Raw genomic sequence first — 17,632 nt, 5'->3', positions numbered from 1 at the left:
CATTGGCCCCATGACTGATGTGACATGGGGCATCGCCTCTACCATTCTGGCACCGACGCGCGACATATTGCAGTTCGCCGCCTATCATTTGGCGGCGGGCGCGCACCGGCTGTATATCTATCTTGATGCGCCTAACGACGAAGCCTTTGCCCATCTGGACGCCCATCCCAAGATCCGCGTCATTAGCTGCGACGCCGCCTATTGGAAGCAGCGCAAGCGCGAACGCCCCGAGGCGCACCAGCAACGTCAGACGGCCAATGCCACCCACGCCTATAATCGTCGGCGCGAGGTCGACTGGCTGATCCATATGGATGTCGACGAATACCTTGTCGCCGACCGCCCCATCGCAGACATACTGGCGCAGTGCCCCACCGATCCGCCCGCCACCCGCATCCGCCCGATGGAGCAGCTGTCGGGCGACCCGTCTGTGTTCAAGGATTTCATTCCCAGCGGCCCCGACCGCGCACGCATCGTGGCGGAACTTTACCCGACCTATGGGGCCTATCTGAAAGGCGGATTTCTCAGCCATCTGGCGGGCAAGGTCTTTGTCCGCACGGGGCTGCCGAACATGCATCTGCGCATCCACAATGTCTTTCAGAAAGGCGATATGCTGGCCTGTCATGATGCCGCGACGGGCATCTCGCTGGCCCATGCTCATGCAAAATCATGGGATGACTGGATCGGCGCCTATCGCTACCGTGTGACGAAAGGCAGCTACCGCCCCGAACTGCGCCCCAACCGCCCCTATGACCAAGGAGGCCTGTCGCTCAATGACCTCTTTTCGATGATCGAGGACGAAAGTGGCGAAGTCGGATTGCGCAGGTTTTTCGACGAAGTCTGCGCGGATACGGCCCAATTGCGCGCCCGTCTGCGCAGCCATGGCCTGCTACGCGAGGTTGATCTGGGCCTCTCCGACCATCTGGCAACACATTTCCCCCGCTTCACAGCGCCTTAGCGCATCCGTTTGACCTGACGGGCAGTTCTTGCTAATGGATGCGGAACATGTCGCGGAGAGCCTCCGCCCCTTGGGCCATGCGGGCCGACATGAATGCTGCCGCGGGCCAAATGAGCGTCCGCTATCATCGGACACACATGACAAAATTTTCTGATCTAAACCTTAATCCTAAAGTCTTAAAAGCCATTGATGAGGCCGGGTATGAAACCCCCACGCCAATCCAGGCCGGTGCGATCCCCCCTGCCCTTGAAGGCAAGGACGTGTTGGGAATCGCCCAGACAGGTACCGGCAAAACTGCCAGCTTCACCCTGCCCATGATCACTCTGCTTGCCCGTGGACGCGCCCGCGCCCGCATGCCACGCAGTCTGGTGTTGTGTCCCACGCGGGAACTGGCAGCACAGGTCGCCGAAAACTTCGACACCTATACCAAGCACCTGAAATTGACCAAGGCGCTGTTGATCGGTGGCGTTTCGTTTGGCGAGCAGGACAAGCTGATCGATAAAGGCGTCGACGTTCTGATTGCGACGCCAGGTCGTCTGATTGACCATTTTGAACGCGGCAAACTGATCTTGTCCGACGTCAAGATCATGGTCGTCGACGAAGCGGACCGGATGCTCGACATGGGGTTCATCCCCGATATCGAACGTATCTTCCAGATGACGCCCTTTACCCGTCAGACGCTGTTTTTCTCGGCTACCATGGCCCCAGAAATCGAACGTATCACAAACACCTTCCTGTCCGCCCCCACGCGTATCGAAGTCGCGCGTCAGGCAACCACGAGCGAGAATATCAAGCAAGGCGTGCTGATGTTCAAACCCTCGCGCAAGGACCGCGAAGCGACGGAAAAGCGCAAGGTTCTGCGCGCGTTGATCGACGCCGAGGGCGACAAATGCACCAACGCTATCATCTTTTGCAACCGCAAGATGGATGTGGATACCGTCGCCAAGTCGTTGAAAAAATACGGCTATGACGCGGCACCAATTCACGGCGATCTGGACCAAAGCCAGCGGACCAAAACCCTCGACGGATTCCGCAATGGCGATCTGCGCTTCCTTGTTGCTTCTGATGTTGCGGCACGGGGCCTTGATGTGCCGTCGGTCAGCCACGTCTATAACTTTGATGTGCCGTCCCATGCCGAAGACTACGTGCACCGCATTGGCCGGACCGGCCGCGCGGGCCGCGACGGCAAGGCGATCATGATCTGCGTCCCACGTGATGAGAAGAACCTCGAAGACGTCGAACGTCTGGTACAGCGCGAGATTCCGCGACTGGAAAACCCGTTGGGTGGCCAAGACGTCAAAGCTGACGTCCAGACAGATGCCAAGACGACAGATGCCCCTGCTGCTTCAACCGACGCTGGAACCTCTGCGGATAAGCCCAAGCGGACCCGTTCGCGCAGCCGCAAGAAGCCTGAAGCGGCTAAGACTGACGCCGATCAGACCGTGACCCCACAGGCGGCATCGCCACAGGCAGATACAGCGCAGACGGATGCAGCGCAGGCCAGCAGCCCAAAGGCTGACGCGCCGAAAGCTAGAACCAAACCAGCGGCCACGCCGCAAGCGAACAAATCCGACAAACCTGCGCAGGGCAGCACCGAAAAGGCGGCTCCGCAAAAGGTGGACGCCACGCAGGACGACAAGTCGACCAACCGTCGCAGTCCCCGTGGCGGGCGTGGGGATAACACCCGCAATGACAACAATCGCCAGCAGAACAACCGCAATGACAACCGTGTCGTCGGTCTGGGCGATCACACGCCCGAGTTCATCGGCCTGAGCTTTGCCGAGCGCTGCGAATAACCCGTCTCTTCCCCTGACCATCTCATAAAAAGGCGCAGAGGATTCTCTGCGCCTTTTCTTTTGCGCAGTACCCTGCCGCGTGTCCCCCATCAGTCTTCCATACAAACGCAAAACGCCGCGCAGTGGCCTGCGCGGCGTTTCGATTTAATGTGTCGATGCCTTAGCTTAGACGGCTGACAACGATGGTGACTTCGGGCTTTTTGCCGATTTCATCATTGGCCGACTGGCGCACGGTGCGCTTCAGTCCGTCGTGCAGCTTGTCGTCGTCGCGCAGTGTCTTGGCATTGGCGCGGCCAAGGAACTGGGCCAGATCGGCCTCAAGCACTTCGACGAGCGACGTCTTGGAACGGCCCTGCTCTGGCAAGCCCATAGCGTCGACCCAAGGGTCGCCCAAAGCTTCGTCGTTTTCGTCCATGATCACCGTCACGGTGACGTGGCCGTTCAGCGCCATGCGAATACGGTCGCGTACAACGCCGTCCATCGCGCCAATTTGCGTCGACCCGTCCAGATAGGTGCGCCCGCTGTCGACATATTCAACAACCTTTGGCTCGTTGCCCGATAGGTCAATCATCATGCCGTTCACGGCCAGAACACCCTTCATCCCCTTGGCGTTGGCAATTTTGGCGTGTTCGCGCAGGTGGCGATGCTCACCATGCATCGGGATCAGGATCTGAGGTTTTACCACATCATGCAGCGTTTCCAGATCGGGGCGGTTGGCGTGTCCCGACACGTGGTACAGACCCGAACTGTCATCGACGATATCGACGCCCATTTCGGAGAACGCGTTGATCACCTTGATCACGCCACGCTCGTTGCCCGGAATGGTTTTGGAGGAGAACAGGAACATGTCCCCTTCCTTCATTTCCAGCCCCATGTATTTCCCGCGCGCCAGCTGTGCCGACGCCGCACGGCGTTCGCCTTGCGAACCGGTCACCAACAGCATCAGGTTTTCACGCGGGATGCCGCGGGCTTCTTCCGGGCTCACGACCGGAGGAAAGTCCTTCATCACGCCCGTTTCAAGCGAGGCTTCGACCATGCGTTTCATCGCACGACCCAGCAGAACGACGGAACGCCCTGCCCGTTCGCCAGCATCGGCCAAGGTTTTCACCCGCGCGACGTTCGAAGCAAAGGTCGTCGCGACGACCATACCCTGTGCGGTGCCCAGAAGCTTTTCGATCTCTGGCCCGACAGTCGCCTCGGAACGGCCGGCGTTCTGCGAGAACACATTTGTACTGTCACAGATCAACGCTTTGACGCCGTCCTTGGACACATCGGCCCAAAGTTCGGGATCATAGGCCTCACCGACGCCCGGTGTCATGTCGATCTTGAAGTCACCCGAGTGGATCAGGCGATCGCCCGCCACGTCGATCACCAAGGACGACGATTCAGGGATAGAGTGGGACATGGGCAGGAAGCCGACCGTGAACGGCCCGACAGTGGTCTGCTGCGGCCACGGTGCCACGGTGGTCACCGCGTCTTCGGGGTGGCCGTATTCATCCATCTTGCGCTTGGCAATGTTCGCTGTGAACTTGCGCGTATAGATAGGGGCGCGCAGGCGGTCATAGGTATGGGCCACGGCACCGATGTGGTCCTCGTGGGCGTGGGTGATGAAAATCGCCTCGATCTGGTCGCGGCGTTGTTCAAGCCAGGCGATATCGGGGATGATCAAATCCACGCCGGGGCTTGTGTCCATGTCAGGGAAAGCCACGCCAAGGTCGACAACAATCAGCCGCTCCTTGCCGGGTTTTCCGTATCCATAAACATAGGCATTCATGCCAATTTCACCTGCCCCACCGAGGGGCAGATAGATCAATCTTTCGCTGCTCATATGACTAAGCGGTATCCTTGTTATAGTTATAAATCACGGTCAAGCCGTGCATCGTCAAATCATCTTGGTATGCATCAAACAGATCGACTGTCTGTTGAAACAGCGGGGCCAGCCCGCCTGTCGCAATCACGCGCATTTCACGGCCGCGTTCAGCCTTTATCTGGGCACATATCTCACGGACGAGGCCGACATAACCCCAAAAAATGCCCGATTGTATGCAAGAGACGGTATTTGTACCGATTACCGCCTGTGGTTTAGAGATGTCTACATGAGGTAAGGCGGCCGCGGCGTTATGCAATGCCTCGAGGCTCAGGTTCACGCCGGGGGCGATCACCCCGCCGATGTAGGCCCCGTCGGTGTCGACCACGTCAAAGGTCGTCGCGGTGCCGAAATCGACAACAATCAGGTCGCCACCGAACAGATCATGCCCGGCGACTGTGTTTACCAGACGGTCAGGCCCCACGGCTGTGCCTACATCTACACGCACATCAACGGGCAATCGGCAATCTGGTTTACCCACCACAATCGGACGCGTGTTAAAATAGCGGTCCGCCAGCACCCGCAGATTGAACACCACCCGCGGCACCGTCGAGCTGATGATCACATCGGTGATATCCGCCTCTACGCCCTGAAATTTCATCAAGGTGCTGAGCCAGACGTAATATTGATCAGATGTGCGCTGCCATTCGGTCGATGTGCGCCAGGTCGCAATAAACCGCGTTCCGTCCCAGATTGAAAAGACTGTATTGGTATTTCCGCAGTCAATCGCCAATAGCATGGCACATCCCTTCGCTCGCGTTTAGAAAAATACATCCGCCGCTGTGATGGGCACGCGGCCTTTCGGGGTGCGCAGGATCAGGTTGCCTTGGGCATCCACGTCCTCGAATACACCGCGGGTCTCGTCCTTCATGGTGCGGGCGACGATCTCTTCGCCCAACCGCGCGGCATGGGTCAGCCACGCGGCGCGGATCGGCGCAAAACCATAGGTCTGGAATTGGGTTTCCAGCTGCGCGTATTCCGCCGCCAGCGCATCCAAAAAGACCTCGGGCGGTACGACCTTGCCCGTCTCTGCCACAACCGACACAGGGCGCAATGCCCCCGCTTCAACCTGATCGGCACCCGGCGCATGGGCGAGGTTGACCCCGATCCCGATGGCCAGAAAATCACCGATACTTTCCAGTAGAATTCCAGCGACTTTACCGCCGTTGAGCAGCACGTCGTTAGGCCATTTCAAACTGAACGCGCCTTCGTCCCGTGTGGTCGCCACAAACGCACGGCGCAGTGCAAGGGACGCGACGAAACTGCGTAATGCAGCAGTCGAAGGTGCTTCGGTGCGCCGCATCATCAAGGTTGCAGCAAAATTTCCCCTAGGCGTGGCCCAAGACCGTCCGCGCCGGCCACGTGCGGCGGTCTGTTCTTGCGCAAGGATCCATGTCGCACCGGCAAGCTGCGAGGATTGCCGCGCCGCTTCGCTAAGGGTGGAATCGACGCTATCGAAAACCTGCCGCCCATAGCCGTCGGGCCAAGCCGCTGTTTGCGCCTTGGCCCCTGTTGGATTCATGCCGGAACCGGTGTTGCCCAGGGGTGCCACCTTCGGATCAGTTTACCAGCGTCGCCGCCGCAGAGATCGCAGCAGTCTCGACGCCGAACAGATTAACAATGCCAACCACCATGATTACGGCAGCGGCGACAACAACGCCGGATAGCAGGCTGCTTTTACCCTCGTCCAGACGGTCATCCCCTTCGGCACCGAAATACATCAGAAAGACGATGCGTAGGTAATAATAGGCCCCGATGGCCGAGGCGACAGCACTGGCTACAACCAGCCAGATCAGCCCCGCGTCGACGCCTGCTTGCCACACGCCCAGTTTGGCGAAGAAACCCAGCATCGGCGGCACACCAGCAAGCGAGAACAGCAGTACCAACATCGCCAGCGCCTTACCCGGTGCGCGCTTGGAATACATGTTCAACGCAGTGATGTCGGTGACCGGCTGGCCGTCTTTCTCCATCCCGAGGATAAAGGCAAAGGTACCGATGTTCATGGTCACGTAGATCGCCAGATAGACCAGCATGGATTTGACACCTAGCTCTGTGCCCGCAGCTAGGCCGATCAACGCGTAACCCATGTGGGCAATCGAAGAATAGGCCATCAGACGTTTGATGTTGGTCTGACCGATCGCGGCGACAGCGCCAAGGAACATGGACAACACCGACAGCAGCGCGATGATCTGGCTCCAGTCGGCGACAGCATTGCCAAAGGCATCATGCAACACGCGGGCAAACAGCGCCATCGCGGCAACCTTGGGAGCTGTGGCAAAAAAGGCCGTGACCGGCGTCGGCGCGCCCTCGTAGACGTCAGGCGTCCACATGTGAAAGGGCACAGCGGACACTTTGAATGCCAGGCCGGACACGACAAAGACGATACCGAACAGTAGGCCAAGCGAGGTCGGGCCTTCGCTCGCGAGGCTCATCACGCCCGCAAATTGGGTGGTGCCGGCATAACCATAGACCAGCGACACACCATAGAGCAGCAGACCGGATGACAGTGCACCCAGAACGAAATACTTCAGCCCTGCTTCGGTAGACTTCACGCTATCGCGGCGGAGGGACGCAACAACGTACAGTGCCAGCGATTGCAGCTCGAGGCCCATGTACAGTGTCATCAGATCGCCCGCGCTGACCATCATCATCATGCCGACAACGCTCAGTGCGATCAGAACCGGATACTCAAACCGTAGCAGGCCGCGCTTTTTCATATAGGCTTCGGACATGGCCAGTACCGCCGCCGCGCTCAGCAGCATGGTGACTTTGGCAAAACGGGCAAAGCTGTCTTCGATGAACAGACCGTTAAACGCGATGCGCGTTGTGCCACCACTGGTCATACCGATCCAGATCGCCAGCAACGCCATCACGATAGCTGTGGCCCAGACCATGACGCCTGCAGCGGCGTCCTTGTTGGTGTAAACCGCCCCGAGCAGTGCCAGGATCGCAAAAAGCGCCAGCAGGATTTCGGGCAGGATGACATTCAGATCAGCGGAAATCATCGCGCGGTCCTTTATTCTGAGGCCGTCTGGACAGCGGCACCTGCCGCCTCCAGGGCCGTATCATAGCTATCAACAAGGGCGGCGACCGAGGGGCCGATTATATCGAGCACCAGCGCCGGGTAGACGCCCAACAGCAGGGTCATCACCACCAAGGGGGCAAAGATCCAGCGTTCACGGCCCGACATATCGGTGATCGTGCGCAGGCTTTCCTTGATCAGGTCACCCATCACCACGCGGCGATACAGCCACAGCGCGTAACCCGCCGAAAAGATCACACCCGAAGCAGCAACCGCTGCAACCCAAGTGTTCACCTGGAATGTGCCCATGATCGTCAGGAATTCCCCGACAAAACCCGATGTACCCGGCAGACCGACATTTGCCATGGTGAAGAACATGAACACCAGCGCATAGGCAGGCATCCGGTTCACCAGACCGCCATAGGCGTCAATCTCGCGGGTGTGCATCCGGTCATAGATGACGCCGACGCACAGGAACAGCGCGGCAGAGATAAAGCCGTGGCTGATCATCTGAAAGATTGCACCGTCCAAGCCCTGCTGGTTGAAGGTAAAGATCCCCATCGTGACAAAGCCCATGTGGGCCACGGAGGAATAGGCGATCAGCTTTTTCATATCCTGCTGCACCAGTGCCACGAGCGAGGTGTAGACGATCGCAATCGCCGACATCCACAGCACCAGTGGCGCCAACACGTCAGAGCCCACAGGGAACATCGGTACCGAGAAACGCAAGAAGCCGTAGCCGCCCATCTTAAGCAAGATCGCCGCAAGCACGACAGACCCCGCGGTCGGTGCCTGAACGTGCGCATCTGGCAACCACGTGTGGACCGGCCACATCGGCATTTTAACCGCAAAACTGGCAAAGAACGCCAAGAACATCATGGTCTGCAATCCGCCGACCACAGTGATCCCCGCAATCGAGAAGGTGTCGGACGCGAAGGTATGCGTCAGAAGACTGACTTCGCAGCCTCCGATGCAAGTCGTGCCCGCATCCGCATACATCATCACCATCGCCACCAGCATCAGGACCGACCCGAGGAAGGTGTAGAGGAAGAACTTGAACGATGCATAAATACGGTTCGCCCCGCCCCAGATGCCAATAATCAGGAACATCGGGATCAGACCTGCTTCAAAGAACAGGTAGAAGAGCACGAGATCCAGCGCCATGAACACGCCCAGCATCAGCGTCTCGAGCAGCAGGAAGGCGATCATGTATTCCTTGACCCGCGTCTCTACGTTCCAGCTGGCAGCGATCACCAGCGGCATCATAAATGTGGTCAGCATCACAAACAGGATCGAAATGCCGTCAACGCCCAGACGGTACTGAAGGCCCATCAACCATTGTGCCTCGTCGACAAACTGGAAGCCGGTGTTGGACGGGTCAAAGTCGAACAGAATGAACAGCGAGATTAGGAACGTGACCGTTGTGGTGATCAGTGCCAGCCATTTTGCATTGCGCCCCGCCGCGGCGTCTTCGCCCCTCAGGAACACAGCCAGAATAAGCGCCGCAAAGCTGGGCATGAAGGTAATGATGGAAAGCAAGTGATGATCCATTAGTGTGCCCCCCCGCTCATCGTCATCCAGGTCACAAAGACCGCGATGCCGATCACCATGGCGAAGGCGTAGGTAAAGATATAGCCGGACTGCGCGCGCCCTGCCAGACGGGTGAGGAACGGAATGATCCCCATGGCGACACCGTTCAGCGTCCCGTCGATCACATTACCGTCCCCGCGCTTCCAGAAGAAGCGGCCGATGGCCATCGCGGGTTTGACGAAGATGACATTATACAGCTCGTCGAAATACCATTTGTTCAGGAAGAACAGGTACAGCGGGCGTTGGTTGGCTGCCAGACGGGCCGGCAGGCTCGGGTTCCAAATGTAGAACCACAGCGCCATGACGAGGCCAAAGACCATCGCGATGAACGGGCTGACCTTGACCCATGCCGGTGCGGCGTGGGCGTCATCCAGTACGTGATTGTCTGGCGCGATGTACAACGCCCCCTCGCCCGGTGCGCCGGCAAAGGCTGGACCGTGATGGCCTGCGTCTTCACCGTGATCTTCCGCTGCCTGATCGCCAGCATCGGCGTGGTCGTCCTCGGCCCCTTCGACGTGGGTTTCACCACCGGCAGCCATTTCGGCCATCGGGATACCGTAGAACTCTCCTACATCCTCGGCGTGGCCGAAGAAGCTGTTGTACCACACCATACCGGCAAAGATCGCACCAAGGCTCAGGACGCCAAGCGGTACCAGCATGACCATCGGGCTTTCATGCGCGTGATCGTGGGTATGCTTATCGCCGCGTGCCTTGCCAAAGAAGGTCATAAACATCAGGCGCCAGCTGTAGAAGCTTGTCATCGCAGCAGCGATCACCAGCATCCAGAAGCCGTACATAGACCCGCCACCCCAAGCGCTTTCGATAATCGCATCCTTGGACAAGAAACCCGCGAAACCGAAGTGTGTCAGCGGAATGCCAACACCGGTAATCGCCAGCGTACCAATCATCATCGCCCAGAAGGTATACGGAATTTTTTTACGCAATGCGCCATAGTTGCGCATGTCCTGTTCATGGTGCATCGCGTGGATCACCGACCCTGCGCCCAAGAACAACATCGCCTTAAAGAACGCGTGGGTGAACAGGTGGAACATCGCCGCAGAATACATACCAACGCCAGCGGCCACGAACATATAGCCAAGCTGCGACATGGTCGAATAGGCGATCACGCGTTTAATATCGTTCTGAACCAGACCGATTGTCGCTGCCACGAATGCTGTGGTGGCCCCCAGGAAGGTGACGAACATCATCGCCTCAGGCGCGACCTCCATCAATGGCGACATGCGGCAGATCAGGAAGACCCCTGCTGTTACCATCGTCGCCGCGTGGATCAGCGCCGACACGGGTGTCGGGCCTTCCATCGCGTCGGGCAACCAGGTGTGCAGGAACAGCTGCGCCGATTTACCCATCGCGCCGATAAACAGCAGGATCGCAATCAGGTTCGCGGCGTTCCATTCGGACCATAGAAAGCCCAAAGTGGTTTCGGCCAGATCAGGCGTCGCGGCAAAGACATCATCGAACTTGATCGAGTCCGTGAGGTAGAAAAGCGCCATGATCCCCAATAGAAAGCCAAAGTCGCCCACGCGGTTCACCACGAAAGCCTTGATCGCCGCGGCATTCGCCGATGGCTTTTTATAATAAAAGCCAATCAGCAGATATGATGCGACGCCCACGCCTTCCCAGCCAAAGAACATCTGAACCAGATTGTCCGAGGTCACGAGCATCAGCATCGCGAAGGTAAAGAACGACAGGTAAGCGAAGAAGCGAGCACGGTAGGGCTCCGCATCCGAAAAATTCTCGTCGTGGGCCATGTAGCCAAAGGAATAAAGATGCACGAGGCTAGAGACCGTGGTGATCACGATCAACATGATCGCGGTCAGCCGGTCCAGACGGATCGCCCAGTCGGTCGACAGGCTCCCGCTTTCGATCCAGCGCAGAATCTGGATGTGCTGGGTTTCGCCGTCAAACGATAGAAAGACAATCCAGCTGAGCAGCGCCGCAAGGAACAGCAGACCCGTTGCCACATACTGACCGGCTTTCTCACCAATCAGCTTCCAGCCGAAACCACAGATCAATGCACCCACGAGTGGTGCGAAAAGAATGATCGTTTCCATGATCTTAGCCCTTCATCACGTTGACATCTTCGACCGCGATCGTACCCCGATTGCGGAAGAAGCAGACCAGAATGGCCAGCCCGATTGCAGCTTCGGCAGCGGCGACGGTCAGGACGAACAGTGTGAACACCTGCCCCACCAGATCACCCAGATAGTAAGAGAAAGCGACAAAGTTGATGTTCACCGCCAAGAGCATCAGTTCAATCGACATCAACATGATGATGATGTTCTTGCGGTTCAGGAATAGCCCGAAAATGCCAATGACGAACAGCGTCGCCGCTACCGTCAGGTAATGTTCAATTCCGATCATGTCGTCCCTCGGTTCTTTTGCCCTTTTCAGGCGTTCTTTAGTTCTTGTCGCGGAATGTTTCCATCCCGATCCGGTCGCATCTAGAAAATGCTGAAGCCGCCTACGACCACAATCAAAACGACGACAAGCACTACAATTGTATTACGTGACATGGAGTATATCCTTGATAGGACAGGCCGATTATAGGCCCTGCCCGGGTTTCACATCATTCAGTTTCATTGCCAGTTTCGGATCGCGCATCATCTGGTCGACCACGTTCTGCCGTTTGACATCGCCGCGATGGCGCAGCGTCAGTACGATTGCACCGATCATAGCGACCAGCAGGATCAGCCCCGACAGTTGGAACAGCAAAAAGTATTGGTCATACAGGATCAGACCCAAGGCGGCAGTGTTATGCACCTCGTCCGTGATCACCTGCGTGCGCAGCCCTTCGGCGGCAGAGTTCGCATCCCATGCGCCAAACGCCATGACAAACTGCATCAGGATGACCAGACCGATCAGCAATGCCAGCGGCATATAGCGCGCCATCTCGGCCTTGAGTTCGGCGAAATCAACGTCCAGCATCATGATAACGAACAGGAACAATACCGCGACTGCGCCCACATAGACGATGATCAACAGCATCGCGACAAATTCGGCGTTCAGCAGCACGAAAAGCCCCGCCGCGCTGAGGAAGGACAGGATCAACCACAGCACCGAATGCACGGGATTGCGGCTGATCACAGTGAACAGCCCGCCGGCGATCACGCTGATCGCGAAGAGGTAAAATGCGAAAACGCTCATGCGTCACCTTCCTTGTCATCCAAAACACCCTGCGCAATCCCCATCGCGCGGGTCATGGCGGGGATGCCGGCGAAAACCGCCATCTGCCCGATCGTCTCTATCACCTGCTGCTTATGCGCACCGGCCTCTACCGCGTGAATTACGGCTTGGCGCAGCGCAATGTCATTCTGGGCACCCTGCATGGTCAGCCCCGAAATCGTCAGCAACATCCGCGTCTTGGCATCCAACCCGTTGGGGTTCATCGTATTGCCAAAAAACGTTTCCATCATGTCTTTGGGCATCTTGCCCATCATCGCCTCGAACCCTTTTGGCGAAAACGCATCCATTGCAGGAAAGCCTTTGGCCATGTCCTGCATTTGACGCATCATCTCTTCAAAGGGGTTTTGGCTATCGGTCATCGGTACGGCGCGTCCAGTTCGAGGTTGCGGGCGATCTCTGCTTCCCAGCGTTCGCCGTTGTCCAGCAGCTTGGCCTTGTCATAGAACAGCTCTTCGCGGGTCTCGGTCGAGAATTCGAAATTCGGGCCTTCGACAATTGCGTCAACCGGGCAGGCTTCCTGACAGAAACCGCAATAGATGCATTTGGTCATGTCGATGTCATAGCGCGTGGTCCGGCGACTGCCGTCTTCGCGTGGCTCAGCATCAATCGTAATTGCCTGCGCCGGACAGACCGCTTCACACAATTTACACGCGATGCAACGCTCTTCGCCGTTGGGATAACGACGCAGCGCATGTTCGCCACGGAAACGCGGGCTTAGCGGGCCTTTTTCGTGCGGATAGTTGATCGTCGCCTTGGGCTTGAACATATACTTAATGCCAAGCTTCAGGCCTTGGTAAAAATCCTGCAGCAGGAAATATTTTACGTGACGGGTATAGTCGGTGTTAGCCATATCAGCCCCCTACTGTCCAACGGGCATAAATGCCCCAGAACCAATCGAATTTCGCGGCGAAGGAGACGAAGACAACCCAGAACAGGCTGAACGGCAAGAATACTTTCCATCCCAAACGCATAAGCTGGTCATAGCGGTACCGCGGGGTGATCGCCTTGACCAACGAGAAGAAGAAGAACACCAGCCCCATCTTGGCGATCATCCAGAAGATACCGTCTGGCAGGCCAGGGATCGGCGACAGCCAGCCGCCAAAGAACATCAGCGAGATCAGCGCGCACATCAGCACCACGGCGACCAGTTCACCGATCATGAACAGCAAGAAAGGCGTGGAGGAATATTCGACCTGATAGCCAGCAACCAGTTCGGATTCCGCTTCGGGAAGGTCAAACGGTGGGCGGTTGGTTTCGGCCAGTGCCGAGATGAAGAACAGGATCAGCATCGGGAAGTGCGGCAGCCAGTACCAGTTCAGCAGACCGTAGTCCCCGCTTTGTGACAAGACGATGTTGCCAAAGTTCATCGAACCGGAGCTGATGACGACGCCGATGATGATCAGACCGATCGACACCTCGTAGGAAATCATCTGCGCCGCAGATCGCAGTGACCCCAGGAACGGGTATTTGGAGTTTGACGCCCATCCGCCCATGATCACGCCGTAAACTTCTAGCGACGAGACCGCGAAGACATACAAGATCGCCACGTTGATGTTCGACAAGACCCAGCCGTCGTTGAACGGGATCACCGCCCAGGCGACCAGCGCCATGACCAAGGTCACCATCGGGGCCATAAAGAACACGGCGCGGTCAGCACCGGCGGGCACGATCACCTCTTTGACAATGTATTTCGCGAAATCCGCAAAGGATTGCAGCAGACCGTAGATGCCAACAACGTTGGGCCCGCGGCGCAGCTGGACCGAAGCCCAGATTTTCCGGTCGGCGTACATCAGGAACGCAAGGGCAAGAAGCAGGGGAATCACAACAAGGAAAATCTGGCCAATAATCAGCAGGATCGTCCCCAGCGTGGTGTTGAAAAAGAAGTCAGCCATAGGTCCTCACACCGTCGGTATGCCTTTTTCCATGCAGTTCTGCACGGTCACTTCGGCATCTATTGTCTTCAAGCCCGCAGGCAGGCTCGGCGAGATGGTGTAAACAGCATCTGCGTGCCAGACACCACCCTCGATCTCAACATTTGTACGCACGTGGCGGGCAAAACCAAAGCCCCGGATCAAAGTATATCGGGCCGCAGCACATTCCGCATATTCCGCTACATTCTCGGATGACCGCGCTTTGGTCATCGCCACGTCAAACTGGACAAGATCCCCGTCCAGCAATTTGGTTTCGACACCGCGATATTCAGGAATGAAATCTTCGGCCATGGGCGCTTGCGTTTCGCAGGCGCCCAGAACCAAAGGCAACATCATTCCCAAAATCCTCACTCCGCCGCCAGTGGTGTTTCACGGCGGGCTTTGGCGTTGGCCGAAAGCTCTGCCATCAACTGGCTCGCACGGGCAATCGGGTTGGACAGGTAGAAGTCAGCAATCGCGTGACGGAACGGACTGTCGCCCAAGCTGCCCTGCGCCACCGGCTGCCAGTCGTTTTCCGCGACCTGATCGATATCCCCCAAATGCGGCACATCAGCGACCAGTGCTTTGCGCAATGCCGCCAGCGAATCGAAGGGCAGTTTCGCATCCAGCTCGGCGCTGAGCGCACGCAGGATGGCCCAGTTTTCCTTGGCCTGACCAGGGGCAAAACTGGCGCGTGCCGCGAGCTGCGGGCGGCCTTCGGTGTTGACGAACAACCCACCCTCTTCGGTATAGGCGGCACCGGGCAGGATGATATCGGCACGGTGCGCGCCGCGATCCCCATGCGAGCCTTGATAGATCACGAAGGGGCCAGCAGGAATGTCGCCTTCGTCCGCACCAAGGTTATAGATCACGTCGGCGGCCAGCACATCATTGATGCCGTTTTCAGCTACGGCCCCTATATCCATCGCGCCCACACGGGATGCGGCGGTGTGCAAGACCATAAAGCCAGACTTCGTCGCTTCGGCCAGCGCCATAGCAGCGGCCAGAACCTCTGCCCCGTCTTCACGGGCCAAAGCGCCCATGCCCACAACGATGACCGAGGATTTCTCGGCGATGTCGGCATGATCCTTTTTCAGCAGTTCGTTCAGCAACGACGGGCTGTCGCCCAGATGGTCGTAGTCATAGGTCAGATCGACAGCGGAGCCCATCAGGGCGACGTCAGCCCCACGCGTCCAGGCTTTACGGATACGCGCGTTAAGCACCGGTGCTTCCACGGCGGGGTTTGCGCCGATCAACATGACGGCTTGTGCCGTGTCCAGATCTTCGACCGTGGCGGTTCCGACATAGCCCGACCGGTTGCCCGCAGGCAGCTTCGCGCCATCGGTACGGCATTCCACAACGCCGCCCTGCCCTTCGATCAGTTGTTTCAATGCATATGTAGCCTCGACCGACGCAAGGTCACCGATCAGACCGGCAACATTCTTACCCTTCATCGCAGCAGCGGCAGCGGCCAATGCTTCGGGCCAATCAGCTTTGCGCAACTTACCGTTTTCGCGAATATAGGGCGTGTCCAGACGCTGACGGCGCAGACCGTCCCAGACGAAACGGGTTTTATCGGAAATCCATTCCTCGTTCACGCCGTCGTGGTTGCGCGGCAAAAAGCGCATGACTTCGCGGCCTTTGGTATCCACACGGATGTTCGACCCAAGCGCATCCATCACATCAATCGATTCTGTCTTGGACAGTTCCCAAGGCCGTGCGGTGAAGGCGTAGGGTTTAGAGACCAACGCCCCCACGGGGCACAGGTCAATGATATTACCCTGCAGGTTCGAATCGAGCGTCTGCCCCAGATAGGCTGTAATCTCGGCGTCTTCACCACGGCCGGTCTGGCCCATCTGGTGAATGCCCGCGACCTCGGTGGTGAAGCGTACACAACGGGTGCACGAGATGCAGCGCGTCATATGGGTTTCAACCAGCGGGCCCAAATCCAGATCTTCGGTCGCGCGCTTAGGCTCGCGGTAGCGGCTAAAGTCGACGCCGTACGCCATCGCCTGATCTTGCAAGTCACACTCGCCGCCCTGATCGCAGATCGGGCAATCCAGCGGGTGGTTGATCAGCAGGAATTCCATCACGCCCTCGCGGGCCTTTTTCACCATGGGCGAATTGGTTTTAACGACCGGCGGCTGGCCTTCGGGGCCAGGCCGCAAATCGCGCACCTGCATGGCGCAAGACGCCGCAGGCTTGGGCGGGCCGCCTACGACCTCCACAAGACACATCCGGCAGTTACCGGCAATCGACAGACGTTCGTGGTAACAGAAACGCGGAATTTCCACCCCTGCTTCCTCACACGCCTGAATGAGCGTCATCGCCCCTTCGACTTCGACTTCCTTGCCGTCAATGATGATCTTGCGGGTATCGCTCATATGCTTATTTCGCTCTCAGTAACGAACCGATCCGGCTCGATTTTTGGATTTCTGCACGCCCTAACGCACAATAGCTTTGTGGGTCAGAAGTATCGACCCCCTTCGCCTTTAAATATGCAGCCCCCCGGGCCTTCATGCGCGCCTTTTCAGCATCGCTTTTGCGGTAGGCGTCAATTTCGTCCGACGTATAGCCCAAAGATTTGGCCGTGCTTTGCACATTGTTCAGATAGCTAAGCGCGCGCAGCATGCGGGCCGAGATATCAGGACATTCCTTGCGAATCCGGTCGGCCAGTCCAAGATCAAGCAGCGCATCATCAACAGCCGGTACATCACGCAGCGGCGGTTTTGCGGCGACAGGGCTGGCCATCAGGGCCACGGTGGTTACGGCGATCAATACGTTACGCATCTTACTCTCCTCATGTAGCGGGGCGGACTGCCCCTTGCTACACATGGGAACTGACCCCGATGTTATTCAATAACATCCCCAGATCAGCCATTTGCCAGCGGTATGTCGCGCAAACGATCAGGAAGGGCAAGCCCCCTGAAACGTCAAAGCGTCGTCCACAAGGCGCAAATTCTCGGGCGGGGTGTCCGGCCCCACGACCCATTTAATATCGGAACTGCCATAGTTGGTCACACAATACACCGTCGCCTCATAGCGCGCGGCTTCGCGGGCACCGGTGATCGACTGCGAGGCATTGCGCACCCGCAGGGTAAAGACATCGCGCTGCCCGTCGACTTTGCTCAGCTTGGTGCGGAAATATTTACCATCAAAGGCCAGACGGTCTTCGCGGGCGGTACAGCCAGCCAATACCGCAGCCGTCATACAAAATAGAACAATCTGCTTCATCTTCCCTCGCTCTGCCAGTGTGGCCGGACCCGTCTTTTTGTGCAGCCCCCTGCC

The 17,632-nt window shown here is 57.8% G+C and carries 17 protein-coding genes; 2 read left to right on the top strand and 15 right to left on the bottom strand.

Going from position 1 to position 17,632, the window contains the following annotated elements; all coding sequences use genetic code 11:
* Nucleotides 1-10 precede the first annotated feature (10 nt).
* On the top strand, nt 11-955 hold the full coding sequence (locus GLP52_RS02520) for a glycosyltransferase family 2 protein (RefSeq protein WP_237271485.1): 945 nt from the start codon (nt 11-13) through the stop codon (nt 953-955).
* A 137-nt stretch (nt 956-1,092) separates the two neighbouring features.
* A complete protein-coding gene (locus GLP52_RS02515) occupies nt 1,093-2,751 on the top strand; it encodes a DEAD/DEAH box helicase (RefSeq protein ID WP_237271484.1) in 1,659 nt (552 codons plus the stop codon).
* Between the two features lie 160 nt (nt 2,752-2,911).
* Here GLP52_RS02515 and GLP52_RS02510 read toward each other — a convergent pair whose 3' ends face one another.
* From GLP52_RS02510 to GLP52_RS02440, 15 genes are all read right to left on the bottom strand, one after another.
* Complete coding sequence (locus tag GLP52_RS02510; protein ID WP_093732600.1) at nt 2,912-4,579, bottom strand: ribonuclease J; 1,668 nt, start codon at nt 4,577-4,579, stop codon at nt 2,912-2,914.
* A gap of 4 nt (nt 4,580-4,583) precedes the next feature.
* Entirely contained in the window at nt 4,584-5,357 is a 774-nt protein-coding gene (locus GLP52_RS02505; protein ID WP_093732601.1) for a type III pantothenate kinase, read from the bottom strand.
* Nucleotides 5,358-5,378: 21 nt separating this feature from the next.
* On the bottom strand, nt 5,379-6,140 hold the full coding sequence (locus GLP52_RS02500; RefSeq protein WP_237272633.1) for a biotin--[acetyl-CoA-carboxylase] ligase: 762 nt from the start codon (nt 6,138-6,140) through the stop codon (nt 5,379-5,381).
* Between the two features lie 37 nt (nt 6,141-6,177).
* Nucleotides 6,178-7,623 (bottom strand): NADH-quinone oxidoreductase subunit NuoN, encoded by a 1,446-nt coding sequence (nuoN, locus tag GLP52_RS02495; RefSeq protein WP_093732602.1) that lies wholly within the window; start codon nt 7,621-7,623, stop codon nt 6,178-6,180.
* An 11-nt stretch (nt 7,624-7,634) separates the two neighbouring features.
* Nucleotides 7,635-9,191: an NADH-quinone oxidoreductase subunit M gene (locus tag GLP52_RS02490; protein WP_093732603.1), complete on the bottom strand. Its 1,557-nt coding sequence runs from the start codon at nt 9,189-9,191 to the stop codon at nt 7,635-7,637.
* A complete protein-coding gene (nuoL, locus tag GLP52_RS02485) occupies nt 9,191-11,302 on the bottom strand; it encodes an NADH-quinone oxidoreductase subunit L (RefSeq protein WP_237271483.1) in 2,112 nt (703 codons plus the stop codon). Before nuoL ends, GLP52_RS02490 begins: the two co-directional genes overlap by 1 nt.
* A 4-nt stretch (nt 11,303-11,306) precedes the next feature.
* Complete coding sequence (gene nuoK, locus GLP52_RS02480; RefSeq protein WP_005853964.1) at nt 11,307-11,612, bottom strand: NADH-quinone oxidoreductase subunit NuoK; 306 nt, start codon at nt 11,610-11,612, stop codon at nt 11,307-11,309.
* A 180-nt stretch (nt 11,613-11,792) separates the two neighbouring features.
* Entirely contained in the window at nt 11,793-12,395 is a 603-nt protein-coding gene (locus GLP52_RS02475; RefSeq protein ID WP_237273350.1) for an NADH-quinone oxidoreductase subunit J, read from the bottom strand.
* On the bottom strand, nt 12,392-12,793 hold the full coding sequence (locus GLP52_RS02470; RefSeq protein WP_237271482.1) for a carboxymuconolactone decarboxylase family protein: 402 nt from the start codon (nt 12,791-12,793) through the stop codon (nt 12,392-12,394). Before GLP52_RS02470 ends, GLP52_RS02475 begins: the two co-directional genes overlap by 4 nt.
* Entirely contained in the window at nt 12,790-13,284 is a 495-nt protein-coding gene (gene nuoI / locus GLP52_RS02465) for an NADH-quinone oxidoreductase subunit NuoI (RefSeq protein WP_093732607.1), read from the bottom strand. The genes GLP52_RS02470 and nuoI overlap by 4 nt, the downstream gene beginning before the upstream one ends.
* Before the next feature lies 1 nt (nt 13,285).
* On the bottom strand, nt 13,286-14,326 hold the full coding sequence (gene nuoH / locus GLP52_RS02460) for an NADH-quinone oxidoreductase subunit NuoH (RefSeq protein ID WP_093732608.1): 1,041 nt from the start codon (nt 14,324-14,326) through the stop codon (nt 13,286-13,288).
* A gap of 6 nt (nt 14,327-14,332) precedes the next feature.
* Nucleotides 14,333-14,701, bottom strand: coding sequence for a hypothetical protein (locus GLP52_RS02455; RefSeq protein ID WP_093732609.1), 369 nt, complete (start codon nt 14,699-14,701; stop codon nt 14,333-14,335).
* A gap of 11 nt (nt 14,702-14,712) precedes the next feature.
* Nucleotides 14,713-16,728: an NADH-quinone oxidoreductase subunit NuoG gene (nuoG, locus tag GLP52_RS02450; protein ID WP_093732610.1), complete on the bottom strand. Its 2,016-nt coding sequence runs from the start codon at nt 16,726-16,728 to the stop codon at nt 14,713-14,715.
* A gap of 4 nt (nt 16,729-16,732) precedes the next feature.
* Nucleotides 16,733-17,134 (bottom strand): DUF5333 domain-containing protein, encoded by a 402-nt coding sequence (locus GLP52_RS02445; RefSeq protein ID WP_093732611.1) that lies wholly within the window; start codon nt 17,132-17,134, stop codon nt 16,733-16,735.
* Between the two features lie 117 nt (nt 17,135-17,251).
* Complete coding sequence (locus tag GLP52_RS02440) at nt 17,252-17,578, bottom strand: hypothetical protein (RefSeq protein ID WP_138923034.1); 327 nt, start codon at nt 17,576-17,578, stop codon at nt 17,252-17,254.
* Nucleotides 17,579-17,632: the final 54 nt, after the last annotated feature.

This window comes from Sulfitobacter sp. M22 (assembly GCF_021736025.1).
Taxonomy (GTDB): Bacteria; Pseudomonadota; Alphaproteobacteria; order Rhodobacterales; family Rhodobacteraceae; genus Sulfitobacter; species Sulfitobacter litoralis.
Note: the sequence above shows the minus strand (reverse complement) of the source record. Positions and strands in the feature narration are given on the sequence as shown.

Coding starts and splice junctions, on each gene's coding strand:
- nuoG (WP_093732610.1), bottom strand. CDS start 16,728: ATGAGCGATACCCGCAAGATCATCATTGACGGCAAGGAAGTCGAAGTC.
- GLP52_RS02490 (WP_093732603.1), bottom strand. CDS start 9,191: ATGGATCATCACTTGCTTTCCATCATTACCTTCATGCCCAGCTTTGCG.
- GLP52_RS02515 (WP_237271484.1), top strand. CDS start 1,093: ATGACAAAATTTTCTGATCTAAACCTTAATCCTAAAGTCTTAAAAGCC.
- GLP52_RS02455 (WP_093732609.1), bottom strand. CDS start 14,701: ATGATGTTGCCTTTGGTTCTGGGCGCCTGCGAAACGCAAGCGCCCATG.
- GLP52_RS02520 (WP_237271485.1), top strand. CDS start 11: ATGACTGATGTGACATGGGGCATCGCCTCTACCATTCTGGCACCGACG.
- GLP52_RS02445 (WP_093732611.1), bottom strand. CDS start 17,134: ATGCGTAACGTATTGATCGCCGTAACCACCGTGGCCCTGATGGCCAGC.
- GLP52_RS02440 (WP_138923034.1), bottom strand. CDS start 17,578: ATGAAGCAGATTGTTCTATTTTGTATGACGGCTGCGGTATTGGCTGGC.
- GLP52_RS02505 (WP_093732601.1), bottom strand. CDS start 5,357: ATGCTATTGGCGATTGACTGCGGAAATACCAATACAGTCTTTTCAATC.
- nuoI (WP_093732607.1), bottom strand. CDS start 13,284: ATGGCTAACACCGACTATACCCGTCACGTAAAATATTTCCTGCTGCAG.
- nuoH (WP_093732608.1), bottom strand. CDS start 14,326: ATGGCTGACTTCTTTTTCAACACCACGCTGGGGACGATCCTGCTGATT.
- nuoK (WP_005853964.1), bottom strand. CDS start 11,612: ATGATCGGAATTGAACATTACCTGACGGTAGCGGCGACGCTGTTCGTC.
- GLP52_RS02510 (WP_093732600.1), bottom strand. CDS start 4,579: ATGAGCAGCGAAAGATTGATCTATCTGCCCCTCGGTGGGGCAGGTGAA.
- GLP52_RS02470 (WP_237271482.1), bottom strand. CDS start 12,793: ATGACCGATAGCCAAAACCCCTTTGAAGAGATGATGCGTCAAATGCAG.
- nuoL (WP_237271483.1), bottom strand. CDS start 11,302: ATGGAAACGATCATTCTTTTCGCACCACTCGTGGGTGCATTGATCTGT.
- GLP52_RS02500 (WP_237272633.1), bottom strand. CDS start 6,140: ATGAATCCAACAGGGGCCAAGGCGCAAACAGCGGCTTGGCCCGACGGC.
- nuoN (WP_093732602.1), bottom strand. CDS start 7,623: ATGATTTCCGCTGATCTGAATGTCATCCTGCCCGAAATCCTGCTGGCG.
- GLP52_RS02475 (WP_237273350.1), bottom strand. CDS start 12,395: ATGAGCGTTTTCGCATTTTACCTCTTCGCGATCAGCGTGATCGCCGGC.